We start from the raw sequence: 25,717 nt of genomic DNA, 5'->3' as shown, positions 1-25,717 counted from the left end.
GAGATACATTAAGTGTTATCAGCGAAGCAAGCAATATCCCTGTAGATGTACTCCAAGAAATGAATCAAGCTTCAGGCAAGAATTTATTCTTACCGCACAATGAATTGTACTTTACTGAAGCTGAAACAGTTTCAGATACAGTCACAAAACACAAGATTGTCATCAAAGAAAGTGGTGCAAGTGGCGAAGTTCGCACTTATGAGGTCTTGCTCAAGAAAGACCAAGAAACAAAAGCTGTTACCTTTGAATTAACAGATGTCACTGAGAAAGTTGAAAAAATGACTGTGAACTATAGCCCAGTTTATCAGCCTGTATCAGTACCAGTAGTGGAAAGAGCGGAAGAATCAGTTGAAGAGCCTGCCCTAGTAGCACCAGCTGTGACAAGCCCAGAAGTTAAAGAAGAAACAGAAGCTCCAGTAGCACCAAAAGCAGAAGAAGTAGCAACTACTCCAGCACCAAAAGCGGAAGAGCCAGAGGCGGATAGTACAACTTCAGGTAAATCAGGAAATACAACTGAAGAAGCTGTAACTCCAGCTCCAGCTGGAGAAGAAGGTAAATCCGAACCAACAGAATCAGCGCCGAAAGTAGAAGAGCCAGAGGTAGCCAAACCAGCTGAGCCTAAAGAAGCAGAATCAACACCTGAAGGAACATTTACAGGAACAGCAGAATCAGCACCAGATTCAACAGAATTAGTGGCAAATGGAGCTTCAGGAAGAACAGAAGGGGCTTCAGAAGTAACTCCAGGAGTAACAGGAAAAGAAACTGAAGAATCAGGAACAGAAGCACCTACAACTCCAAAAGAAGATACACCTGAAGGAACAGTTTCAGAAGGAGAAACAGGAACAGAGTCAGCAGAATTGGCTGAACCAAAAACAGAAGCACCTACAACTCCAGAAAATAAAGAAGAACAACCAGGTGCAACAGAAGCACCGGAACCAAAAGTAACAGAGTCCGAGGCAGCGAAACCAGCTCCAAAAGAAGCAGGAACAACAGCAGGAAATGAAGTAAAAGAAACTGAAGAAGCAGGAACAGGTTCAGAAGTAGCTACAACAGGTGCACCAGCAGCGGAAGGAAGTTCAGAAGCGACTCTAGGTTCAACAGAAGAAGCTTCAGGAACAACACCAAAAGCAGAAGTTTCAGAAGCACCAGTGGTAGAGGCTACAACTTCAGGAGAACAAAGCCAACCAGCAGAAGAAACTCCAGCACCATCAAAACCAGAAACCCCAGCTTCAACAGAAGCAGCTACAGAGGCTACAACTTCAAGTGAAGTAGGCAATGCAGAAGAAACCTCTGTTGAGGAGACAGGAAAACAAGATAGCGCAACAAATACACCGTCAGCTGAGTCTAAAGAAGAAGCGGTAACAACACCAGAAGCAACAGAAAAAGAAGCAAAAGCAGAAGAGTCAGCAGAACCAGGAACATCTGCAACTGTGGAATCAACACCAGCAGGAGAAGAAGGTAAAGCCGAAGCAACGGAAGAAGCTGAAGAACCAGGAATAATAGCAGAAGCAACCCCAGCACCAAAAGAATCAGGAGAAGAAGGTAAAGCGGAGGATTCAGTTTCTTCAACTGAATCTTCATCAACTGCTTCTGAAGGGGAGTCAACAGCTACGCAGCCAGCTGTAGAAGAAGAAACAGATTCAACATCGGAAGCTGAAGAACTTGCAACTACGGAAACAGCAACAGCACCAAAAGCGGAAGAGCCAGAGGCGGCAACCCCAGCTTCAGAAGTACCATCAGAATCAGAGTCGAAAGAAGAAGATTCATCTGCAGGGGATACAACAGTTACAGAAGAACAGCCGGCTTCAGAAACTGTCTCTGAAGGTGGGTTACCAGCTACACAACCAGCTGGAGAAGAAAATAAATCCGAACCAACGTCAGAAACTTCAACTATTCCATCTGTAGATGCTACAAATGATTCAGGTAATTCAGAGTCATCACCTTCAGTAACAGAAGGCAATAAAGAAGAAACAAATTCACAAAATACTGAAGCTTCGACTGTGAACGAAAACTCAGAATCATCTAATTCAGATTCAGAAAAACCACAGGGTGATGAACCAGCTGTACAAGTAGGATCAGACCCAACAGCGTCAACAGAAGGAACATCTACAGGAAAAGAAGAATCAGCACCAAAAGCAGAAGAAAAACAAGTCGACAAGAAACTAGAGCTTAGGAATATTTCAAATGTGGAATTATTTACAGTAGAAAATAATAAATATCGACATGTAACCTCATTTGATACGGTTCCAAATAATCCTAGTAACTACTTTATGAAAGTAAAATCAGAGAAGTTTAAAGATGTGATGTTACCTGTCTCAAGTATTACAAGTGTCAGAAGAGATAATCAAGAAGTATATAAAATTGTTGGTCGAGCAAATGATTTAATTCAACATGAAAATGATAGTACTGTAGAAAATTATACTTATTATTTACCAAAAACTATTAATAGTGAAAACGAAGTTTATACATCATTTAAAAATCTAGTAGAAGCAATGAATAGAAATTTACATGGTACGTTTCGTTTAGGAGCAACTATGGATGCTCGTGAAGTAGAACTTTCGGATGGTCAAGAAAGTTATATAAATCAAGAATTTAGTGGTACATTAATAGGTACAAACAATGATAAGAACTATGCTATATATAACTTGAAAAAACCGTTATTTAAAGTTTTAAATCATGCTGCTATTCAAGATCTTTCAATAAAAGAAGCTAATGTTTCTTTGAAAGAAGATGCTGCTACAATAGCGAAAGAGGCGAGTAATGGTTCTAAAATTATTAATGTTCATTCATCTGGTGTAATTGCTGGTGAACGCAGTATTGGTGGTTTAGTTTCAAAAGTAACTAACTCTACAATTTCTAATAGTAGTTTTACAGGTAGAATAACAAATACTTATAATACAAATGCTACTTATCAAATAGGTGGTTTAGTAGGAAAACTTTCAGGTGTTAATGCTTCAATAGACAGATCAATTTCAACAATCGATATGGCTACGAATGCTAATAAAGGAGACCAAGTTGTTGGTGGTATAGCGGGAGCCATTGATAAAAATGCAACTATCAAAAATAGTTATGTTGAAGGAAATCTAAATAATGTTAAACAATTTGGTAAAGTTGGTGGTGTAGTAGGTAATCTTTGGGATAATTCAGGTGAAGTTGAAAATTCAGGTCGACTTTCTAATGTACTAAGCGATGTCAATGTTACTAACGGTAATGCTATAGCTGGTTATGATTTTGACGGTATAAAAGCAAAGGACACTTATAGTAATAAAAATAATAAGGTAGTAAAAGTAGTTCAAGTAGATGATGAAGTGCTAAGTAAAGATTCTGAAGAGCAAAGAGGAACTGTGCTAGAAGCGGATGAGATTAATGTGAAAAAAGCTCAACTTGTTCCTAAAAATAATATTAAAACTGAGGACTTTAATTTCTCTTCTAAATATGGAACGGATTATAGTAAATTAAAAGATGTTGATGTTTCTAGGTTAAGGGTGTATAAAAATATAGAAAAATTACTGCCATTTTATAACAGAGAGACTATTGTTAAGTATGGTAATTTAGTGGATACTAATAATGCTTTATATACTAAGGATCTTGTGTCTGTAGTTTCAATGCATGACAAAGAAGTAATTTCTGATATTAATAAACATAAAGCTAGTATTAATAAGTTGTTACTACATTATTCAGATAATACTTCTCAAACATTAGATATAAAATATCTACAAGATTTCTCTAAAGTAGCAGAATACGAAATAACTAATACAAAATTAATATACACACCTAATACGTTATTACATAATTACAATAATATTGTAAAATCTGTTTTAAATGATCTGAAATCTGTTCAATATAATTCAGCTGATGTTAGAAAAGTATTAGATATTTCTAATGATATAAAATTAACAGAATTATATCTAGATGAACAGTTCGATAAAACAAAAGCAAATATTGAAGATACTTTATCAAAACTTCTTTCTGCAGATGCGGCAATAGCTGAAAATAATAATTCGATAATAGATAATTATGTAGTAGAAAAAATTAAGAATAATAAAGAGGCGTTGCTTTTAGGTTTAACATATCTTGAACGTTGGTATAATTTTAAATATGATAATGCAAGTGCAAAAGATTTAGTATTATATCATTTAGATTTCTTTGGTAAATCTAATAGTTCTGCATTAGATAATGTTATTGAGCTAGGTAAATCAGGATTTAACAATTTATTAGCTAAAAATAATGTAATTACTTATAATGTATTATTATCAAAAAATTATGGAACTAAGAGTTTATTTGAGGCATTGGAAAAATATAGAAAAGTTTTAGTGCCGAATAAAACAAATAACGAATGGTTTAAAGAACAATCTAAAGCTTATATAGTAGAAGAAAAATCTACAATTCCTGAAGTAAGCGAAAAACAATCTAAGGAAGGGACGAAGTATTCTATTGGAGTATATGATAGATTAACTAGCCCTTCTTGGAAATATCAAAGTATGGTGTTACCGTTATTAACACTACCTGAAAAATCAGTGTTTATGATAGCGAATATTTCAACTATAGGATTTGGAGCCTATGACAGATATAGAAGTTCTGACTATCCTAAGGGAGAAAAATTAAATAAATTTGTTGAAGAGAATGCAGAAGCAGCGGCTAAACGATTTAGAGATCATTATGATTATTGGTATAAAATTCTAGATAAAGAAAATAAAGAAAAATTATATAGAAGTGTACTAGTTTATGATGCATTTAGATTTGGTAATGATGATAATAAAGTAGTTAGCCAAGCGGATTTTTCAACAAATCACCCTGCGATAAAATATTTCTTTGGGCCAGCAGGAAACAATGTAGTTCATAATCAACATGGTGCTTATGCTACGGGTGATGCATTCTACTATATGGCTTATCGTATGTTAGATAAATCTGGAGCGGTAACTTATACACATGAAATGACACATAACTCAGATAGAGAAATTTATCTTGGAGGATATGGAAGAAGAAGCGGATTAGGACCAGAGTTTTATGCAAAAGGATTATTACAAGCTCCCGATCATCCAGATGATGCAACAATCACGATAAACTCTGTATTGAAATATGATGAAGCGGAAAATGCTAATAGACTACAAGTGAAAAATCCAACTCAACGATTTAATAATGCAGAAGACTTGCGTAAATATATGCATAACTTATTCGATTTAGTTTATACACTTGAAAAATTAGAAGGAGAAGCAGTAGTTAACTTAGGTGCCAATGAGAAAGGTGAGCTATTAAGGAAAATAGAGAATGAGTATAAACCTGATCCTGATGGAAATGAAGTTTATGCAACAAATGTTGTTCGTAGATTAAATCTTGATGAGCTAAACAAGTTAACCTCTTTCAATAGTTTAATAGAAAACGATATAATCACAAGAAGAAAATATATAAATGAAGGTGAGTATAAACGAAATGGATACTACACAATTAATCTTTTCTCACCTATATATTCTGCCTTAAGTAGTGATAAAGGAACTCCAGGTGATTTAATGGGGCGTCGTATGGCATTTGAACTATTAGCTGCTAAAGGATATAAAGAAGGTATGGTTCCGTATATTTCTAATCAGTATGAAAAAGAAGCAAAAGCTAATGGAAGCAAGATTAATTCATATGGTAAAGAAATAGGATTGGTCACAGATAAACTAGTGCTTAAAAAAGTATTTAATGATGAATATTCTTCTTGGGTTGAGTTTAAAAAAGCGATGTATAAAGAACGAGAAAATAAATTCAATAAATTATCAAGAATTAGCTTTGTAAACCCTAACAATTGGGGTCGTCAAGAGACAATAACTATTGATAGTATTGCTAAGTTAAGAAATATAATTAAAGAAGCGGTTCAGGCGGATGCTACTAATTATGCTTCAATATTATATCCAAAAGAAAGTAGTAAAGTTTACAAACTTAAAAAAGCTATTTTCAAAGCTTATCTAGATAAAACTGATGATTTTAGAAGTTCAATTTTTGATGAGGAAAATAAATTTACTAATTAGGGTAGCACATGAAGATAGGTTTCGTTTCTTCATGTGTGAAACTCTTTCCTTTTTGGTTTTGACTAGCTTTTTTGTGAAAAATTGTGTAAAATAGAATAGATAAACGAGGGGAAACCTCGGAAAATTTAAAGGAGAATCCATCTAATGGTAAAATTGGTTTTTGCTCGCCACGGTGAGTCTGAATGGAACAAAGCTAACCTTTTCACTGGTTGGGCTGATGTTGATTTGTCTGAAAAAGGTACACAACAAGCGATTGACGCTGGTAAATTGATCAAAGAAGCTGGTATCGAATTTGACCAAGCTTACACTTCAGTATTGAAACGTGCGATCAAAACAACTAACTTGGCTCTTGAAGCTTCTGACCAATTGTGGGTTCCAGTTGAAAAATCATGGCGCTTGAACGAACGTCACTACGGTGGTTTGACTGGTAAAAACAAAGCTGAAGCTGCTGAACAATTTGGTGATGAGCAAGTTCACATCTGGCGTCGTTCATACGATGTATTGCCTCCAAACATGGACCGTGATGATGAGCACTCAGCTCACACTGACCGTCGTTACGCTTCACTTGACGACTCAGTTATCCCAGATGCTGAAAACTTGAAAGTGACTTTGGAACGTGCCCTTCCATTCTGGGAAGATAAAATCGCTCCAGCTCTTAAAGATGGTAAAAACGTATTCGTAGGAGCTCACGGTAACTCAATCCGTGCCCTTGTAAAACATATCAAAGGTTTGTCAGATGACGAAATCATGGACGTGGAAATCCCTAACTTCCCACCATTGGTATTCGAATTTGACGAAAAATTGAACGTAGTTTCTGAATACTACCTTGGAAAATAAAAAATTGTAAGTCTAGAATTGATTTCTAGGCTTTTTATGTTAGTATGGTAGTATGATAAGGAATAAAAAACAAGATTATGTACTGGCCTACAAGCAACCAGCGTCAACAACATATAAGGGCTGGGAAGAAGAGGCCTTACCGATAGGAAATGGTTCTTTAGGGGTAAAAGTATTTGGGCTTATAGGGGCTGAGCGGATTCAATTCAATGAAAAAAGTCTCTGGTCTGGATGTCCACTTCCTGATAGTTCAGATTATCAGGGTGGAAATCTTCAAGAACAGCATAACTTTTTAGCTGAGATTCGGCAGGCTTTGGAAAAGAGAGATTACAATCGGGCTAAGGAACTGGCTGAACAGCACCTGGTCGGGCCCAAAACGAGTCAATATGGGACCTATCTGTCCTTTGGGGATATTTTCATTGAGTTCAGCCAGCAAGGTACGACTTTGTCTCAGGTGACGAACTATCAGAGACAGCTGAATATTAGTAAGGCACTTGCGACGACTTCTTATGTCTATAAGGGAACGAAATTTGAACGTGAAGCCTTTGCCAGTTTTCCAGATGATCTCTTGATTCAGCGCTTTACTAAGGAAGGGTTGGAAACTCTAGATTTTACTATAGAACTATCCTTGACCCGTGATTTGGCTTCTGATGGAAAGTATGAACAGGAAAAATCTGATTACAAGGAATGCAAGTTGGATATTACTGATTCTCATATTTTGATGAAGGGGAGGGTTAAGGACAATGACCTGCGGTTTGCTAGCTGTTTAGCTTGGGAAACGGATGGAGACATTAGAGTCTGGTCAGATAAGATTCAGATATCAGGAGCCAGTTATGCCAATCTCTTCTTGGCGGCTAAGACAGATTTTGCCCAAAATCCTGCTAGTAATTATCGCAAGAAACTAGATTTAGAGCAACAGGTGATAGACTTGGTGGACACAGCTAAAGAAAAGGGCTATGCCCAATTGAAATCAAGGCATATTGAGGACTACCAAGCATTATTCCAGCGTGTTCAATTGGATTTGGGAGCTGATGTAGACACATCCACTACAGATGATTTGTTAAAAAATTATAAGCCACAAGAGGGGCAGGCTTTGGAGGAGTTGTTCTTCCAGTATGGACGGTATTTATTGATTAGTTCTTCTAGAGACTGTCCGGATGCTCTACCAGCTAACCTACAGGGAGTCTGGAATGCGGTCGATAATCCTCCTTGGAATTCGGACTATCACCTGAATATCAACCTGCAGATGAATTATTGGCCAGCCTATGTTACCAATCTCCTAGAGACGGCCTTTCCGGTTATCAACTATATCGATGTTTTGCGTGTCTATGGTCGCATAGCGGCTGCAAGGTATGCAGGAATCGTCTCTCGGGAAGGAGAGGAGAATGGTTGGTTGGTTCATACTCAAGCGACTCCTTTTGGCTGGACGGCACCTGGTTGGGATTACTATTGGGGTTGGTCACCAGCTGCCAATGCGTGGATGATGCAAACTGTTTATGAAGCCTATTCATTTTATAGGGACCAAGACTATCTCAGGGAGAAAATTTATCCCATGTTGAGGGAAACGGTTCGTTTTTGGAATGCCTTTTTACATAAGGATCAGCAGGCGCAGCGTTGGGTGTCTTCTCCGTCTTATTCGCCAGAACATGGGCCGATTTCGATTGGCAATACCTATGACCAATCTCTGATTTGGCAGTTATTTCATGATTTTATTCAGGCTGCTCAAGAATTGGGACTGGATGGGGCTTTGTTGACTGAGGTCAAGCAGAAGTTTGACTTGCTTAATCCTCTTCAAATCAATCAATCTAGTCGAATCAGGGAGTGGTATGAGGAGGAAGAGCAGTATTTTCAAAATGAGAAAGTGGAGGCCCAACATCGGCATGCTTCCCATCTGGTGGGACTCTATCCTGGCAATCTCTTTAGCTATAAGGGGCAGGAGTATCTTGAAGCCGCGCGTGCTAGTCTCAATGATCGTGGAGATGGGGGCACAGGTTGGTCCAAGGCTAATAAGATCAATCTCTGGGCGCGTTTGGGAGATGGCAATCGAGCCCATAAATTATTAGCAGAGCAGTTAAAGTCATCCACCTTGCCAAATCTTTGGTGTAGCCATCCTCCTTTTCAGATAGATGGTAATTTTGGTGCTACTAGTGGCATGGCAGAAATGTTGCTCCAGTCTCATACAGCTTATCTGGTACCTCTAGCTGCCCTACCTGATGCATGGTCAACAGGTTCCGTTTCAGGCTTAATGGCACGTGGACATTTTGAAGTGAGCATGAGGTGGGAGGATAAAAAACTCTTACAGATGACCATTTTATCAAGAAGTGGAGGAGAATTGAGAGTCTCTTATCCAGGTATTGAGAAGAGTGTGATTAAATTGGATAAAGAAACAATAAAAGCGAAATGCATAGAGAAAGATTGTATTTCGGTAGCAACAGCAGAAGGCAATCTGGTTCAATTTTATTTTTAAGAAGATGTTAGAAGGCAGTGGTTTGAGACTGCCTTTTAATAAGGATTTGAGAATGTAAGCAGTTTCCAACTAGTTGAAAAAGCGTTATAATGGTAATAGGAAGTAATACTCAATGAAAATCAAAGAGCAAACTAGAAAGCTAACCGCAGGTTGCTCAAAACAGTGTTTTGAAGAGATTTTCGAGGAGTATAATTTGTTTAAGAGAGGGTGGGTCTGATGGCTTATATTGAGATGAAACACTGTTACAAGCGTTATCAGGTTGGGGACACGGAGATTGTGGCCAATCGTGATGTGAATTTTGAGATTGAGAAGGGTGAATTGGTTATTATCCTTGGTGCATCTGGTGCAGGTAAGTCAACAGTTCTCAATCTCCTAGGGGGAATGGATACCAATGATGAGGGGGAAATCTGGATTGATGGTGCCAATATTGCAGACTATAGTTCCCACCAGCGAACCAATTACCGCCGCAATGATGTCGGTTTTGTTTTTCAGTTTTATAACCTAGTTTCCAATTTGACTGCTAAGGAAAATGTGGAACTGGCTTCTGAAATCGTGACGGATGCCTTGGATCCTGAACAGGTCTTGACAGATGTAGGTCTGGCTCATCGTCTCAATAACTTTCCAGCTCAGCTTTCTGGAGGGGAGCAACAGCGAGTCTCCATTGCACGCGCGGTAGCCAAAAATCCTAAAATTCTCCTTTGTGACGAACCGACAGGTGCCTTGGATTATCAGACGGGCAAGCAGGTTTTGAAAATCCTCCAAGATATGTCTCGTCAAAAGGGAGCGACGGTGATTATCGTGACTCACAATGGAGCTTTGGCGCCCATTGCTGATCGCGTGATTCATATGCACGATGCCAGTGTCAAGGATGTGGTGATCAACCAGCATCCTCAGGATATCGATAGTTTGGAGTACTAGCATGATCAAGCGAAAAACCTATTGGAAGGACTTAATTCAGTCCTTCACAGGCTCCAAGGGGCGTTTTTTATCCATCTTGACCTTGATGATGTTGGGTTCTTTAGCCCTAGTAGGCCTCAAAGTGACTAGCCCCAACATGGAGGCGACAGCTAATGCTTATTTAAGAGCTGCTCAAACCTTGGATTTGGCAGTTATGTCTAATTATGGTTTGGATCAAGAAGATCAAGAAGAACTAAAACAGACGCAGGGCGCAGAGGTTGAGTTTGGCTATTTGACAGATGTGACTATGGATAATGGGCAGGATGCCATTCGGCTGTACTCCAAACCAGATCGAATTTCAACCTTTCAGCTAAGAAAGGGACGACTTCCGCAGTCAGATAAGGAAATCGCCTTGGCAAGTCATTTGCAAGGTCAATATCGTGTGGGACAGGAGATTAGCTTTAAAGAAAAAGAAGGTGGTCATTCCTCTTTAAAAAATCATACATATACCATTACTGGTTTTGTGGATTCAGCTGAAATCCTCTCCCAGCGAGATATGGGCTACGCAGCAAGTGGAAGTGGGACTCTGACAGCCTATGGAGTGATTTTACCTAGTCAGTTTGATCAGAAAGTTTACAATATAGCTCGTTTGAAATATCAAGATTTGGCAGGTTTAAATGTTTTTTCAGAAGCTTATGAAGAGAAATCCAAGCAACATCAGGAAGAGCTTGAACAAGCTTTGTCAGATAATGGCAAGGCACGTCTGCAAGTGTTGAAAAAAGAAGGGCAAGAGTCTCTCGATAAGGGGCAAGAGACCCTTGACAAGGCTGAGACTAATTTGCAGGAAGGCAAGCGTCGTTTAGCAGCTACTCAAGCTCGTATACAGGCTCAAGAAAGTCAACTAGCCTTGCTTCCTCAAGCCCAGAGAGAGCAGGCCAGTGCTCAACTTACCCAAGCCAAGCAGGAATTGAGCAAGGAAGAGGATAGGCTAAAGCAGGCTGAACAAAATCTAGACCAAGAAAAGGAAAAATTAGAAAAACATCAGCAAGTCTTGGATGATTTGGTGGAGCCAAGGTATCAGGTCTATAATCGTCAGACTATGCCAGGTGGTCAGGGCTATCTCATGTATAGCAATGCTTCATCCAGTATTCGAGCAGTGGGCAATATCTTTCCTGTGGTGCTTTATGCCGTAGCAGCCATGGTGACCTTTACGACCATGACTCGCTTTGTGGATGAAGAGCGAACACATGCTGGGATTTTTAAGGCCTTGGGTTATCGTAGCAAGGATATTATCGCCAAGTTTCTCCTCTACGGCCTAGTAGCTGGGACTGTCGGAACAGCTCTAGGTAGTATACTTGGCCATTATTTACTAGCCAGTGTGATTTCAAGTGTCATTACAAAAGGCATGGTGGTGGGAGAAACCCAGATTCAGTTCTATTGGACCTATAGCTTACTGGCTCTTGTCTTAAGTTGGTTGGCGAGTGTGTTACCAGCCTACTTGGTAGCTCGGAGGGAACTTCATGACGAAGCAGCCCAGCTTTTACTGCCTAAACCTCCTGTTAAAGGAGCTAAAATCTTACTGGAGCGCATCGGTTTTATCTGGCGCCGTCTCAGTTTTACTCATAAGGTAACAGCCCGCAATATCTTCCGTTATAAGCAGCGGATGTTGATGACGATCTTTGGTGTGGCAGGTTCTGTAGCCCTTCTCTTTGCAGGTTTGGGAATCCAATCCTCTGTGGCAGGAGTTCCGTCCAGACAGTTTCAACAAATCCAACAGTATCAGATGATTGTTTCTGAAAATCCTAGTGCGACCAATCAGGACAAGAAAGAGCTAGAAGGAGTGTTGAAAGGGCAGGACATCAAAGCCTATCAGAAAATCTATTCTAAAACGCTAGACAAGGATTTCAAAGGTAAGGCTGGTCTTCAAACCATTACGCTTATGATGACAGAGAAGGAGGATTTGACTCCCTTTATTCATCTGCAAGACCATCAGCAAGAGTTGACATTAAAAGATGGAGTTGTCATCACAGCTAAACTCGCCCAGTTGGCAGGTGTCAAGCTTGGACAAACTTTAGAAATTGAAGGTAAGGGGCTAAAGGTCGCTGCTATTACTGAGAACTACGTTGGTCACTTTATTTATATGAGTCAGGCTAGCTATGAGCAACTTTACGGACAGCTACCCCAAGCCAACACTTATTTGGTCTCGCTAAGGGATACCAGTGCTACTAGTATCGAAAGGCAGGCAGGCTTGCTTATGAATCAATCTGCGGTGTCCAGCGTTGTCCAAAATGCTTCAGCCATTCGACTCTTTGACTCGGTCGCAAGTTCACTCAATCAGACCATGACCATCTTGGTCATCGTATCGGTTCTGTTGGCTATTGTTATCCTCTACAATCTGACTAACATCAACGTAGCTGAGAGAATCCGTGAACTCTCTACTATCAAGGTTCTCGGTTTTCATAATAAAGAAGTCACTCTCTACATTTACCGTGAGACGATTGTGCTGTCCCTTGTGGGAATCGTACTTGGTCTGGTAGCTGGTTTCTATTTACACCAATTTTTGATTCAAATGATTTCGCCTGCGACTATTCTCTTTTATCCGCAGGTAGGTTGGGAAGTCTATGTAATTCCAGTGGCAGCAGTAAGCACCATTCTGACCTTGCTTGGTTTCTTTGTCAATCGCCATCTGAGAAAGATTGATATGCTTGAAGCCTTGAAATCTGTAGAGTAATACTCAATGAAAATCAAAGAGCAAACTAGGAAGCAAGCCGTAGGTTGCTCAAAGCACCGCTTTGAGGTTGCAGATAAAGCTGACATGGTTTGAAGAGATTTTCGAAGAGTATAAGGTAGTTGTTTTTAGCTGATTGATCTTGTATTTACTTGTAAACAAAAATCCTCCGCTTCAAAGAGCAGAAAACTCTTTGTGACAGAGGATTTTTTCTATAGGGCTTTAGCAGCTGCAATTGCGGCTTCGAAGTTTGGTTCAGAGTTGATATTATCCACGTATTCAACGTAGCGAATCGTATTGTCAGTATCGAGGACAAAGACTGCGCGTGCCAGGAGGTGCCACTCATTGATTAAGAGGGCATAATCACGTCCAAAGGAATGGTCGAAATAGTCTGAGAGCATGATGGCATTTTCAATACCTTCAGCACCGCACCAACGTTTTTGGGCAAAAGGTAGGTCCATTGAAACAGTCAAGACAACTGTATTATCCAGTCCAGCCAGTTCTTCATTAAAACGACGCGTTTGAGTTGAGCAGATACCTGTATCGATAGAAGGCACGACACTCAAGACTTTTTTCTTGCCATCAAAATCAGCCAGAGATTTTTTAGAAAGATCTGTTGTAGTGAGTGAAAAATCAAGTGCCCTGTCGCCGACTTGTAGTTGTTTACCTGTAAAGCTCACAGGATTTCCGAGAAAAGTTACCATAAGATACTCCAATCTTTTTTCTTCCATTTTAGCTGAAACAGTCGGAATTTTCCAATGATTTGACCGGAAATATGGGCATAGAAAAAAACGCCAGCTCAATGTGAGAATGACGTTTTTCAGATTTTTTATCTATTTGATATTTCTCGAAGGTAGTGCGGACGGGAGCAACTTCCTTCGGAATTTCATCCCTAATTTTTGAGCCTTAGGTCTCAAAAATTCCGTCCTAGATAAGATCAAAGTTCTTATCTAGGATACCACTACAGTGAGAAATATCTGGTAAAAACTCACTTCGTTCGTACTGATTTAAGAAATCTTTATTCTTATAAACGCTTTTTTTAGCTAGAGATAGAACTAACAAAGCTAATATTAGAAGTAATGTAAAGAGAGACAAGAACCTAGTAATAGATAAACTAACATCTAGATTATTTTGCCAATCCTTCAGCAATCTTGTCAAGGTTGTATTTCATCATGTTGTAGTAGCTGTCGCCTTCTTTACCTTGTTCTGCGATAGAGTCAGTAAAGATTTGAGCGTAGATTGGGATGTTTGTGTCTTGTGAAACAGTCTTCATTGGACGGTCATCCACACTTGATTCTACAAAGAGTGAAGGAACTTTTGTTTGGCGAAGTTTTTCAACCAAGGTCTTGATTTGTTCAGGTGTTCCTTCTTCTTCAGTGTTGATTTCCCAGATGTAAGCACTTGGGACACCATAGGCTTTAGAGAAGTATTTGAATGCTCCTTCGCTGGTTACAATGAGTTTCTTTTCAGCAGGGATGTTATTAAATTTATCCTTACTTTCTTTATCAAGTTTGTCTAACTTATCAGTATATTCTTTGAGATTTTTTTCATAGAATTCCTTGTTGTTAGGATCTTTAGCACTCAATTGTTTGGCGATATTTTTAGCAAAGATAATCCCATTTTCAAGGTTGAGCCAAGCGTGTGGGTCTTCTTTACCTTTTTCATTTTTTCCTTCAAGGTAGATGACTTCAACACCTTCACTGACTGCAAAGTAGTCTTTGTTTTCAGTTTTCTTGGCATTTTCTACCAATTTGGTAAACCAAGCATTGCCACCTGTTTCAAGGTTGATACCGTTATAGAAAATGAGGTCTGCCTCAGAAGTTTTCTTAACATCTTCAGGAAGTGGTTCGTATTCGTGTGGGTCTTGACCAATCGGAACGATACTATGAAGATCAATCTTGTCACCAGCAATATTTTTAGTAATATCAGCGATGATTGAGTTTGTAGCAACAACTTTTAGTTTTTGACCAGAAGCTGCATCTTTTTTTCCGCTAGCACATGCTACAAGAGCAATGACGGAAAGAAAGAGAACGAGTAATGTACCTAATTTTTTCATTAGATCCTCCAATTTATTAGGGCTTTGCCCCTTATTTTAACAAATGTTTATTTTTTAGTTTCAAATATCGTTGTTTGGGAGCGATAAAGAAGCTAATGAGAAAGAAACTAGCGGCTGTAAGCACGATACTAGAACCTGCCGCAACGTTAAAGCTATAGCCGATAAAGAGCCCCAAAACTGAAGCAGTAGCTCCAAAGGTTGAGGAAAGGAAAATCATGCTTTTCAGGCTATTAGCATACAGATAAGCAGTTGCAGCTGGGGTAATCAGCATGGCTACAATCAGGATAGTTCCGACACTTTGCATGGCTGTCACAGACACGAGAGTCAAGAGTACCATGAGAAGGTAGTGATAGAAATTGACAGGCATTCCCATGGCTTTAGCCAAGAGTTCATCAAAGGAAGTTATCAAGAGTTGCTTGAAGAAAATCCAGATTAACAAGAGAATGACTGCCCCAACACCCATAGTAATAAACATATCCGTATCTTGGACGGCTAGGATATTACCAAAAAGGATATGGAAAAGGTCAGTTGAACTTTTAGCGACACTAATCAAGATGATACCGAGGGCTAAGAAAGAAGAAAAGGTAATGCCGATGGCGGTATCGCTTTTGATAATCGAGTTTCCCTTGATGTAGGTAATGATGATGGCAGCTAGCAGTCCAAAGACAATGGCTCCGATAAAGAAGTCAAGGCCCAAGATGAAGGAGAGGGCTACACCTGGTAAGACAGCATGTGAAATGGCATCTCCCATGAGTGACATCCCGCGTAGAATGATGAAACATCCTACAGCTCCAGCTACAATCCCGACGACAATAGCTGTTATCAAGGCATTTTGTAGGAAATGGAATTTTTGCAATCCATCGATAAATTCTGCAATCATAGGTCACCTCCATTGAAAAAGAGTCGATTACCGTAAGCTTCTTTGAGATTGGTTTCGGTAAAGGTTTCTTTGGTTGGACCAAAGGCAATCACTTCTCGATTGACAAGCAAGACTTGATCGAAGTAGTGGGGAACCTTGCTGAGGTCGTGGTGGACGATGAGAACCGTCTTCCCAGCTTTTTTCAGATCTCTCAGCGTATTCATGATGATTTCCTCACTGACAGAGTCAATCCCAACAAAGGGTTCATCCAAGAGGATATAATCGGCTTCCTGTACCAAACATCTGGCAATCAAGACCCGCTGGAATTGACCTCCAGACAGTTGACTGATTTGCCGTTCAGCGTAGTCAGCTAGACCGACGATTTCAAGGGCTTCTTTCACTTTCTTCCAATGTTTAGCCTTTAAACTGCGAAAGAGAGGGATAGAAGGAAAGAGTCCTAGCGAGACGCATTCCTTGACCTTGATGGGAAAGTTGTAGTCGATATTGATTTTTTGTTCGACATAGGCAATTCGGTGTAAGGATTTTTTAACTTCCTTGTCATCGAGAAATGCCTGACCTTGATGTGGGATAATTCCCAGCATCCCTTTTAATAGTGTTGATTTCCCAGCGCCGTTTGGACCAATGATACCGGTAATTGTTGGTCCTTGGAGCACCAGTGAAATATCCTTAAGTGCCAACGTTTCTTTATAAGAGACACTTAGGTTTTCGATACGTATCATACACTTGTATACCTCCTGTTTATTAATATACATTAAAAAAAAAATTAAGTCAAGTTAATTTTTGAAAAAATTAAAATAATAACTGAAAAATGATGGGAAACATCCGTTCATTTTTAATTGCATTCTCAAGCAATTTTTGTTAAGCTAAAAGCAAGTACAAATGAAAGCGAGAACAAGATGACACGTTATCAAGATGATTTTTATGATGCTATCAATGGGGAATGGCAACAGACAGCTGAAATTCCAGCAGATAAGTCTCAAACGGGAGGTTTTGTTGATTTAGACCAGGAAATTGAAGACTTGATGTTGGCGACAACAGACAAGTGGTTGGCAGGTGAAGAGGTGCCTGAGGATGCTATCTTGGCAAACTTTGTCAAATACCACCGCCTAGTTCGTGATTTTGATAAGAGAGAAGCTGACGGTATCACACCTGTCTTACCACTCCTTAAAGAATTCCAAGAATTGGAGACTTTTGCAGATTTTACAGCTAGACTAGCAGAGTTTGAGCTTGCTGGCAAACCTAATTTCCTTCCTTTTGGTGTATCGCCAGACTTTATGGATGCCAGAATCAATGTTCTATGGGCTAGCGCTCCAAGCACGATCCTACCAGATACGACCTACTATGCAGAAGACCATCCTCAACGTGAGGAACTCTTGACTCTTTGGAAAGAAAGCAGCGCAAATCTCCTCAAGGCTTATGATTTCTCTGATGTAGAAATTGAAGACTTGTTAGAGAAAAGACTAGAATTGGACCGTCGAGTGGCGTCAGTAGTGCTTTCTAATGAAGAAAGTTCAGAGTATGCTAAACTCTACCATCCATACTCATATGAAGATTTCAAGAAATTTGCGCCTGCCCTACCTTTGGATGACTTTTTCCAAGCCGTTCTTGGACAAGTGCCAGACAAGGTTATCGTAGACGAAGAACGTTTCTGGCAAGCAGCAGATCAATTCTATAGTGAAGAGACATGGCCTCTCCTCAAGGCAACCTTAATTTTAAGTGTTGTGAATCTTTCAACCAGCTATTTAACAGAAGAAATCCGTGTCTTGTCAGGTGCTTATAGCCGTGCGCTTTCAGGAGTTCCAGAAGCCAAAGACAAGGTCAAGGCAGCCTACCAGCTAGCACAAGGTCCTTTCAAACAAGCCTTGGGTCTCTGGTATGCCCATGAAAAATTCTCCCCAGAAGCCAAGGCGGATGTGGAGAAAAAAGTGGCAACTATGATTGATGTCTATAAGGAACGCTTGGCTAAAAATGACTGGCTGACTCCTGAAACTCGTGACAAGGCCATCGTCAAACTCAATGTTATCAAGCCTTATATCGGTTACCCAGAAGAATTGCCAGAACGCTACAAGGATAAGGTAGTGGATGAAAATGCTAGCCTTTTTGACAATGCTCTAGCCTTTGCGCGTGTGGAAATCAAACACAGTTGGAGCAAGTGGAACCAACCTGTTGACTACAAGGAATGGGGCATGCCTGCTCATATGGTCAATGCCTACTACAATCCACAGAAGAACCTGATTGTCTTCCCAGCGGCTATTTTACAAGCACCTTTCTATGACTTGCATCAGTCATCTTCTGCTAACTACGGTGGTATTGGGGCAGTTATTGCCCATGAAATTTCCCACGCCTTTGATACCAACGGAGCTTCCTTTGATGAAAATGGTAGCCTCAAGGATTGGTGGACAGAGAGCGACTATGCTGCCTTCAAGGAGAAAACACAAAAAGTCATTGACCAGTTTGATGGACAGGATTCTTATGGAGCAACTATCAACGGTAAATTGACTGTATCAGAAAACGTGGCTGACTTGGGAGGAATCGCTGCGGCGCTTGAAGCAGCTAAGAGAGAACCAGACTTCTCGGCAGAAGAATTCTTCTACAACTTCGGTCGTATCTGGCGCATGAAAGGTCGTCCAGAATTTATGAAACTCTTGGCTAGCGTCGATGTGCACGCGCCAGCCAAACTCCGTGTCAATGTACAAGTACCAAACTTCGATGATTTCTTTACAACCTATGATGTCAAAGAAGGAGATGGTATGTGGCGTTCGTCAGAGGAGCGCGTGATTATTTGGTAATGCAAAAAATCTAGTTATCAGAAAAAAGGCATCCAATCAGGTGTGAAAACCTTGGCTGGATGCCTTTTGTAATAGAAAGATTTGCTGGATAGTGTACTTAAAATGCGATAGACATTGTCATCATTTTACTAGAAAAAAGGATTGAAAGTTTTTTCGTGAGCGATAGTAGTAGCTGGACCATGCCCTGGATAGACGTCGTAGTTTGGTAGGGTCAAAAGTTGGGTTTTGATACTATGGAGGAGTTGCTCCATGCTACCAGTCGGAAGGTCCGTTCGTCCGATTGTTTCACGGAACAGGGCATCACCTGTCAAGACCAAATGAGCATCAGGAAAGACGATAGAAACACCGCCGATAGAGTGACCTGGTGTTGGCAAGACAGTGAAACGAAATTCCTCCAGTTGGTATTCTTCGTGAAAGATAAAAGTGTGTTCTGCAGGTTTTGCGACCACATCTGCCATATCATCGTGGCGAGGAAGCCCAGAGAGATTATCGACAGGAGTATAGAGCCAGCTAGCTTCGCTCTCTGCGATATAGACAGGAGGATTGCCAAAAGTCTCACGAACCAAGTCCAGACTCATGATATGGTCATAATGGGCGTGGGTCAAGAGAATAGCACAGATCGGTTTGTTGATCTTCTCTATTGTCTGACGAATAGCTTCCCAATGGCTGCCAGGATCGACAACGATGAGGTGATTTTCGCCTTCTAGGTAATAGGTGTTTTCATAGGCAACAGGATTCACGGTTTTATGGATTTTCATATTGGCTCCAATCTCAAAGAATGTACTAAATTAAGTATAGCACAGTTGGGGCGAATAGGTAAGGATTTAGAATGAACTTAAAAACCAGCATGACTAGATGAAGACAGGCTGGTTATCAATTTATCAATATTGGAGAGGTGTCAATTGCCCTTCATAGGTCGCATAAACTCCGTCATTAGCTTGTTTGATAGATGTGATGTTTAGAGTGCCACCGTAGTTGGCTTCTCGTTTATCATTATATTCACTATAAGTTATCCTATTGGGCAGGTTCTGGTCGTTAGCATAGTATTGAACGACTGTTTTTTTATAGCTTTGCTGGCTGAATAGGAACAGGCAGCAAACTCCTAACACTAGGAGAGCAAAGATAGAAATAGCAGTTTTTTTCATAGGCGTTCTCCTTATAAACTAAAGGATAAAAGAAAGCATCTTGAGGATTTTTAATTCCAAAATCCAGTCAAGGTACCAGTGTATGTGACACGAGTCCCACCGTTTGATCTTCGTACACTGTCTATTTCAAGTGTTCCTTTGAAGGTTGAATGGAAACTATCATTATATTCTGAATAGTAGATAGTTGGTGGGATGTAACCATCATCGTTATAGTATTTTGTTACTGTTTTACTATAACGATGAGAATATATACGCTCATAACGAGGACCTTCAAAGTTATTTGTTGTACTAGTTTCAGCAGCAGTGATTGGAACGGTAATAGATAGAGCAGTAGCTCCTAATAGTGTTAGTACAGTTTTTTTCATAGAATACTCCTTTGTAAAACGACGTCATTCAACTATATTGACTTGAATGAAAAGGTGATAAGGATAGGGAGTTAAATTATATTTAGGTTACAATATGGTTTCCGTTCTTCTATCTCTCCTTCTATCACCTAAATAGAAAATCTAACTGTACAATGTATTATAAAAAAATATTTCAGAATTGTCAAGCAATTCTGAAATATTTTTTTCCTATTCTGTTCCAATCTAGTTTTCATATTCTTAAAAAAGTGATAAAATGGTAGGAAGAATTGGAGAGTAGAGATGCCAAAAGAAGTGAATTTAACAGGCGAAGAAGTTGTCGCTTTAACCAAAGAATATTTAACAGAAGAGGATGTCCATTTTGTCCATAAGGCCTTGGTCTATGCGGTGGATTGCCACAGTGGTCAGTATCGCAAATCAGGCGAGCCTTATATCATTCACCCTATCCAAGTGGCAGGTATTTTAGCCAAACTCAAGCTAGATGCTGTAACGGTAGCTTGTGGTTTCTTGCACGATGTGGTGGAGGATACAGATGCGACCTTGGACGATTTGGAAAGAGAGTTTGGTCCTGATGTGCGGGTAATCGTAGATGGGGTTACCAAGCTTGGTAAGGTCGAGTACAAATCAATCGAGGAGCAATTAGCGGAAAATCATCGTAAGATGCTCATGGCCATGTCTGAGGACATCCGTGTTATCTTGGTTAAACTGTCTGACCGTTTGCACAATATGCGGACCCTAAAGCACCTTCGAAAAGACAAGCAGGAGCGCATTTCCAAAGAAACCATGGAAATCTATGCCCCACTTGCCCACCGTCTGGGGATTTCCAGTGTCAAATGGGAATTGGAAGACCTGTCTTTCCGTTATCTCAATCCAACGGAGTTTTACAAGATTACCCATATGATGAAGGAAAAGCGCAGGGAGCGTGAAGCCTTGGTGGATGAGGTGGTCACAAAATTAGAGGAATATACGACAGATCGTCACCTAAAAGGGAAGATTTACGGTCGTCCCAAGCATATTTACTCGATTTTCCGCAAAATGCAGGACAAGAGAAAACGGTTTGAGGAAATCTATGACCTGATTGCCATTCGTTGTATTTTAGACACCCAAAGTGATGTTTACGCCATGTTGGGTTATGTGCATGAACTTTGGAAACCGATGCCTGGTCGTTTCAAAGACTATATCGCTAACCGCAAGGCCAATGGTTACCAGTCTATCCATACGACAGTTTATGGGCCAAAAGGACCGATTGAGTTCCAAATTCGGACCAAGGCCATGCACGAGGTGGCTGAGTACGGGGTTGCGGCTCACTGGGCTTATAAGAAAGGCGTTAAGGGGCAGGTTAACAGCAAGGAATCTGCTATTGGGATGAACTGGATCAAGGAGATGATGGAGCTCCAAGACCAGGCTGATGATGCCAAGGAATTTGTGGACTCTGTCAAGGAAAACTATCTGGCTGAGGAGATTTACGTCTTTACCCCAGATGGAGCTGTCCGTTCTCTTCCCAAAGATTCAGGACCGATTGACTTTGCCTATGAAATCCATACCAAGGTTGGTGAAAAAGCGACTGGTGCCAAGGTCAATGGTCGTATGGTTCCTCTGACAACCAAGTTAAAAACTGGGGATCAGGTTGAAATTGTCACCAACCCGAATTCATTTGGTCCTAGCCGTGACTGGCTCAATATGGTCAAGACCAGCAAGGCGCGTAACAAGATTCGTCAGTTCTTTAAAAACCAAGATAAGGAACTGTCAGTCAACAAGGGTCGTGAGATGTTGATGGCCCAGTTCCAAGAAAACGGCTATGTGGCAAATAAATTCATGGACAAGCGCCACATGGACCAAGTTCTACAAAAGACCAGCTACAAGACAGAAGAATCCCTCTTTGCGGCTATTGGTTTTGGAGAAATTGGAGCTATTACTGTCTTTAACCGTCTGACTGAAAAGGAACGTCGTGAGGAAGAACGTGCCAAGGCCAAGGCGGAGGCAGAAGAACTTGTCAAGGGTGGCGAAGTCAAGGTTGAAAACAAAGAAACCCTCAAGGTCAAGCATGAGGGTGGTGTGGTCATTGAAGGTGCCTCAGGTCTCCTAGTGCGGATTGCCAAGTGTTGTAATCCTGTTCCTGGTGACGATATTGTCGGCTATATTACCAAGGGCCGTGGTGTGGCTATTCACCGTGTGGACTGTATGAACCTGCGTGCCCAAGAAAACTACGAGCAACGTCTCCTTGATGTGGAATGGGAAGACCAGTACTCAAACTCAAATAAGGAGTATATGGCCCATATTGATATTTACGGTCTCAACCGTACAGGACTGTTGAACGATGTACTGCAAGTTCTTTCAAACACAACCAAGAATATATCAACAGTCAACGCCCAACCAACTAAGGATATGAAGTTTGCCAATATCCATGTGTCCTTTGGCATTGCCAACCTCTCTACATTGACCACGGTTGTGGACAAGATTAAGAGTGTGCCAGAAGTCTACTCTGTCAAACGGACTAACGGTTAATTGCCCGAGCTCTTACTAGAAAGGCTATTATGAAAATCATTATCCAACGGGTTACAAAAGCCCAAGTGAGTATCGAAGGTCAGATTCAGGGGAAAATCAATCAGGGGCTCTTATTGCTGGTTGGTGTAGGACCAGAGGACCAAGAGGAAGATTTGGACTATGCTGTGAGAAAGCTTGTCAACATGCGGATTTTTTCAGACGCAGAAGGCAAGATGAACCTGTCTGTCAAAGATATTGAAGGAGAACTCCTTTCTATTTCTCAGTTTACCCTCTTTGCGGATACTAAGAAAGGCAATCGTCCAGCCTTTACAGGTGCAGCCAAGCCTGATATGGCATCAGACTTCTATGACGCTTTCAATCAAAAATTAGCGCAAGAAGTACCCGTTCAGACAGGTATCTTTGGAGCGGATATGCAAGTTGAGCTGGTCAATGACGGACCAGTTACCATTATCCTAGATACTAAAAATAGATAAGAAAGACCAAGCCCAGTCGGCTTGGTTTTTCTCATCTATCATAAAATACTCCAAAATGAAATCGTTTCTTGATAGGCTTTTGGGAAGTCTCTTTTCAGTCTTTGGCTTATGCGATAGGAAGAGATGAGATGTCCTAGGATTAGGAGAGTTCCCTGAAGGAGAAGTGGCACACCACTCAAACATATCAAGGAGAGAATCATCAGGCTATCCCATAGAAGGATTTGTAAGGCAAAATGCCAGAATTTTGGTCTAATCTGGGAATAGAGGTGACTAAAGTGGTCACAAAGCTGGTTTGAAAGATAGGCCAATAGCACAGGGTGAAAGAAAATGAGCCAACCACTATAAATTAAAATCCAATCCCAAGTGAGCCCCTCTTTAAATGTCAAAAATGCCAGCATAATTCCATCGATGGCAAGGAGCTCAATGGTTTTGATGAAGATGATTTTTTTCATGCTAAAACCTCCTTTTTTCATCTGTTAGTGACGTAATATTGAATATAATTATTATACAATATTTAGTTGGAGTGCGAAAGCGTTTACTATCTTTTTTCTTTGAAACAAAGTATAAATTTCTAATTATCTTTTTATATTTTCTTAAATGCTCGTAAAGCCTTATTCTATGTGCTTTCGAGTATTTTTACTGTAGGAAGATACTTCACGTTTCTTTGCATATTTCCTCATGTCTTAACTGTCAGAAGTGGTAAATAAGTAGTAAATTCATTTGTACTACTAAGCAACAAGACGCTCCTGTTGCTTCTCTTTATTCAAGCGTTTCATTTCTGCCATTGCAGAATCGAATGTTGCATGTGCGTAATAGTTCAGCGTCATGGCTATATTAGCATGTCCCATAATGTACTGTAATGCCTTTGGATTCATTCCTGCATTTGCATAGTTGGTACAGAATGTATGTCGCAAACTATGTGGAGTGATGTGTGGCAATTTATCCTCGTTATACTTATTGTATTTCTTAACAAGACCTTTCATCATGCCGTTGTAATCACTTGCCACTTTTGGATAGTTCTTTCTATTAAGAAAGAGGAAATCACTATATCCATCAATCTCAACACGCTTATCATTCTTTCGATTCGCTAACACTCGCTTAAATGCTTGATAGGCTTCTTCAACCATAGGAACTTGACGTTCGCCACTTTTGGTCTTTGGTGTTTCAATGTAGTACCCAATTTCAGTATCTCTCAATAGCTGATGGTCTATATTGACAAGACGATTCTCAAAATCTAAATCTGGAAGTGTCAAACCACCAAACTCTGAAATACGAAGACCTGTTTTTAAGAGTATCAGAATTTCATCATAATTTTTGCTGTAGGTTTTATCAGCTTTTGCAAAGGCTAACAGTTTTTCTTCCTGTTCTTCTGTTAGTACGGTCTTAGGGACAGTATCATCATCAAGAACTGCTTTCAGTTGAAAGTCAAATGGATTCTTCCGAACACAATCATCTTGTATAGCAATATAGAATGAAGCCTTTAAAGAACGTTTGTAGTTATTGATGGTTTGATAAGCATAACCATTTTCACTCATTCTAATAGCCCATTCTTTAGCGTCTGATGGCTTAATACTGTCAATACTTCTTACACCTAACTTGTCTTTCTTCAAAATATCCATAAGATATTTGCGTCCAGTTTCAGTGTTTTTTCTAACCTTTGGTCTTTGAGCGTTCTGTTTTGCGTAAAGCTGGCAGAGTGTCATTTTCTTTCCTACAACATCAATACCATCATGAATGTCTTTCTGTAACTCTGCGATTTTCTCTCTAAGTGAGATACAATCACGCTTTCCTGCTGGTACTCGGTCTGTAGCCACAAGTTTCCACGAGTAAACAAATTGCGGTTCTCCAAATGAATCTATATATTTGTATAAGTATCTTCCGTCTTTTCGTTGGCTCTCTCCAGTCTTTAAGATTCGACCTTTATTGTCACGTCTTTTTTCTGACATGGCATTTGCTCCTTTCCTTTATGGAAAGAGCCTTGATACGACTTAATACTATTTTATCATATACAAGACCCTTTGGCGACGCTAGATTGCGTCCAATGTATCTATAATTTTTTCAAATTGTTTTCGTTTAATCTGAATACGATTGCCATTCATAATCAGCCAATTTGCATTTTTATTTTCCTCTGCCAAGCGTCGTAGCTTGTTTTCGCCAATACGAAAATATTTTGACGCTTCTTCAATGGTTAGGGTATAACGTTCCCAAATAGGAATGTCAGTCTGCTTCATAAAATCCTCCTTTCCAAATCACTTATTTGGATTTCATAAAAGTTGTTTTACCAGCAATCGAACAGCTTTAGCAAAGCTCACGGGAGTTCCACCCCTGCATGGTTCTCATGTAGCCATACTCATTGCCTGCGACGGTTTTATCACGCTCGGACTATTGACTGTATGGGAGTATCATTATCACGATAAGAATGTCGTTGCAGGCAATCCTGCTAAAGATTGCTTCTCGGATCACTAACATGAATCGCTCGCTATCTTTATAAGATAGGTCATGGCGGTTAGTTCCGTTGGCTCTTTTCTTATCGAAACGTATTCGATTACTTTTATTCAGTTTTCAAAGAACAA

The 25,717-nt window shown here is 40.1% G+C and carries 19 protein-coding genes; 9 read left to right on the top strand and 10 right to left on the bottom strand.

What is annotated here, in order from left to right:
• The first annotated feature begins 59 nt into the window (after nucleotides 1-59).
• The 5 genes from OVN23_RS07215 (at nucleotide 60) to OVN23_RS07195 (ending at nucleotide 12,937) form a co-directional block, all read left to right on the top strand.
• Nucleotides 60-6,008, top strand: coding sequence for a ZmpA/ZmpB/ZmpC family metallo-endopeptidase (locus OVN23_RS07215; RefSeq protein ID WP_267240886.1), 5,949 nt, complete (start codon nucleotides 60-62; stop codon nucleotides 6,006-6,008).
• A 144-nt stretch (nucleotides 6,009-6,152) separates the two neighbouring features.
• Nucleotides 6,153-6,845 carry a phosphoglycerate mutase gene (locus tag OVN23_RS07210; RefSeq protein WP_000240129.1) on the top strand — a complete coding sequence of 231 codons (693 nt, stop codon included), beginning with the start codon at nucleotides 6,153-6,155 and terminating at the stop codon, nucleotides 6,843-6,845.
• 52 nt (nucleotides 6,846-6,897) lie between these two features.
• Nucleotides 6,898-9,309, top strand: a complete 2,412-nt coding sequence (locus tag OVN23_RS07205; RefSeq protein ID WP_267240885.1) for a glycoside hydrolase family 95 protein — start codon at nucleotides 6,898-6,900, stop codon at nucleotides 9,307-9,309.
• A gap of 216 nt (nucleotides 9,310-9,525) precedes the next feature.
• Nucleotides 9,526-10,227 carry an ABC transporter ATP-binding protein gene (locus tag OVN23_RS07200; protein ID WP_049494632.1) on the top strand — a complete coding sequence of 234 codons (702 nt, stop codon included), beginning with the start codon at nucleotides 9,526-9,528 and terminating at the stop codon, nucleotides 10,225-10,227.
• Nucleotide 10,228: 1 nt separating this feature from the next.
• The gene (locus OVN23_RS07195) at nucleotides 10,229-12,937 is read left to right on the top strand and encodes an FtsX-like permease family protein (RefSeq protein ID WP_173219867.1); all 2,709 of its coding nucleotides are present in this window, start codon (nucleotides 10,229-10,231) and stop codon (nucleotides 12,935-12,937) included.
• A 209-nt stretch (nucleotides 12,938-13,146) separates the two neighbouring features.
• Here the strand turns inward: OVN23_RS07195 and tpx are convergent, their stop codons facing one another.
• The 4 genes from tpx to OVN23_RS07175 form a co-directional block, all read right to left on the bottom strand.
• Entirely contained in the window at nucleotides 13,147-13,638 is a 492-nt protein-coding gene (gene tpx, locus OVN23_RS07190; RefSeq protein WP_267240884.1) for a thiol peroxidase, read from the bottom strand.
• Between the two features lie 422 nt (nucleotides 13,639-14,060).
• The gene (gene psaA / locus OVN23_RS07185; protein WP_055387639.1) at nucleotides 14,061-14,990 is read right to left on the bottom strand and encodes a metal ABC transporter substrate-binding lipoprotein/adhesin PsaA; all 930 of its coding nucleotides are present in this window, start codon (nucleotides 14,988-14,990) and stop codon (nucleotides 14,061-14,063) included.
• 31 nt (nucleotides 14,991-15,021) lie between these two features.
• The gene (locus OVN23_RS07180) at nucleotides 15,022-15,870 is read right to left on the bottom strand and encodes a metal ABC transporter permease (protein ID WP_004263061.1); all 849 of its coding nucleotides are present in this window, start codon (nucleotides 15,868-15,870) and stop codon (nucleotides 15,022-15,024) included.
• Nucleotides 15,867-16,589, bottom strand: a complete 723-nt coding sequence (locus tag OVN23_RS07175) for a metal ABC transporter ATP-binding protein (RefSeq protein ID WP_172930282.1) — start codon at nucleotides 16,587-16,589, stop codon at nucleotides 15,867-15,869. Before OVN23_RS07175 ends, OVN23_RS07180 begins: the two co-directional genes overlap by 4 nt.
• 177 nt (nucleotides 16,590-16,766) lie before the next feature.
• On the opposite strand from OVN23_RS07175, the gene pepO reads away from it, so the two are divergent.
• Nucleotides 16,767-18,659: an endopeptidase PepO gene (gene pepO / locus OVN23_RS07170; protein ID WP_267240883.1), complete on the top strand. Its 1,893-nt coding sequence runs from the start codon at nucleotides 16,767-16,769 to the stop codon at nucleotides 18,657-18,659.
• A gap of 128 nt (nucleotides 18,660-18,787) precedes the next feature.
• Here the strand turns inward: pepO and OVN23_RS07165 are convergent, their stop codons facing one another.
• The 3 genes from OVN23_RS07165 to OVN23_RS07155 form a co-directional block, all read right to left on the bottom strand.
• Nucleotides 18,788-19,417: an MBL fold metallo-hydrolase gene (locus OVN23_RS07165; protein ID WP_267240882.1), complete on the bottom strand. Its 630-nt coding sequence runs from the start codon at nucleotides 19,415-19,417 to the stop codon at nucleotides 18,788-18,790.
• Nucleotides 19,418-19,540: 123 nt separating this feature from the next.
• Complete coding sequence (locus OVN23_RS07160; RefSeq protein ID WP_319946286.1) at nucleotides 19,541-19,768, bottom strand: hypothetical protein; 228 nt, start codon at nucleotides 19,766-19,768, stop codon at nucleotides 19,541-19,543.
• An 86-nt stretch (nucleotides 19,769-19,854) separates the two neighbouring features.
• Nucleotides 19,855-20,169, bottom strand: a complete 315-nt coding sequence (locus OVN23_RS07155) for a hypothetical protein (RefSeq protein WP_016397434.1) — start codon at nucleotides 20,167-20,169, stop codon at nucleotides 19,855-19,857.
• 279 nt (nucleotides 20,170-20,448) lie between these two features.
• On the opposite strand from OVN23_RS07155, the gene OVN23_RS07150 reads away from it, so the two are divergent.
• Nucleotides 20,449-22,671 (top strand): RelA/SpoT family protein, encoded by a 2,223-nt coding sequence (locus OVN23_RS07150; protein WP_173219876.1) that lies wholly within the window; start codon nucleotides 20,449-20,451, stop codon nucleotides 22,669-22,671.
• A gap of 29 nt (nucleotides 22,672-22,700) precedes the next feature.
• A complete protein-coding gene (dtd, locus tag OVN23_RS07145; protein ID WP_173219879.1) occupies nucleotides 22,701-23,144 on the top strand; it encodes a D-aminoacyl-tRNA deacylase in 444 nt (147 codons plus the stop codon).
• A gap of 38 nt (nucleotides 23,145-23,182) precedes the next feature.
• Here dtd and OVN23_RS07140 read toward each other — a convergent pair whose 3' ends face one another.
• From OVN23_RS07140 to OVN23_RS07130, 3 genes are all read right to left on the bottom strand, one after another.
• Nucleotides 23,183-23,596, bottom strand: a complete 414-nt coding sequence (locus tag OVN23_RS07140; RefSeq protein ID WP_078465556.1) for a hypothetical protein — start codon at nucleotides 23,594-23,596, stop codon at nucleotides 23,183-23,185.
• A gap of 276 nt (nucleotides 23,597-23,872) precedes the next feature.
• The gene (locus OVN23_RS07135) at nucleotides 23,873-25,090 is read right to left on the bottom strand and encodes a tyrosine-type recombinase/integrase (RefSeq protein ID WP_001291561.1); all 1,218 of its coding nucleotides are present in this window, start codon (nucleotides 25,088-25,090) and stop codon (nucleotides 23,873-23,875) included.
• A gap of 81 nt (nucleotides 25,091-25,171) precedes the next feature.
• The gene (locus tag OVN23_RS07130; protein WP_000814511.1) at nucleotides 25,172-25,375 is read right to left on the bottom strand and encodes an excisionase; all 204 of its coding nucleotides are present in this window, start codon (nucleotides 25,373-25,375) and stop codon (nucleotides 25,172-25,174) included.
• On the opposite strand from OVN23_RS07130, the gene OVN23_RS07125 reads away from it, so the two are divergent.
• Nucleotides 25,359-25,610, top strand: a complete 252-nt coding sequence (locus OVN23_RS07125; RefSeq protein WP_001845478.1) for a hypothetical protein — start codon at nucleotides 25,359-25,361, stop codon at nucleotides 25,608-25,610. The two genes, OVN23_RS07130 and OVN23_RS07125, sit on opposite strands and share 17 nt — an antisense overlap.
• Nucleotides 25,611-25,717: the final 107 nt, after the last annotated feature.

Source organism: Streptococcus sp. Marseille-Q6488 (genome assembly GCF_946902925.1).
Taxonomy (GTDB): Bacteria; Bacillota; Bacilli; order Lactobacillales; family Streptococcaceae; genus Streptococcus.
The sequence above is the reverse complement of the archived record's forward strand: the minus strand, read 5'-3'. Positions and strand labels throughout refer to the sequence as shown.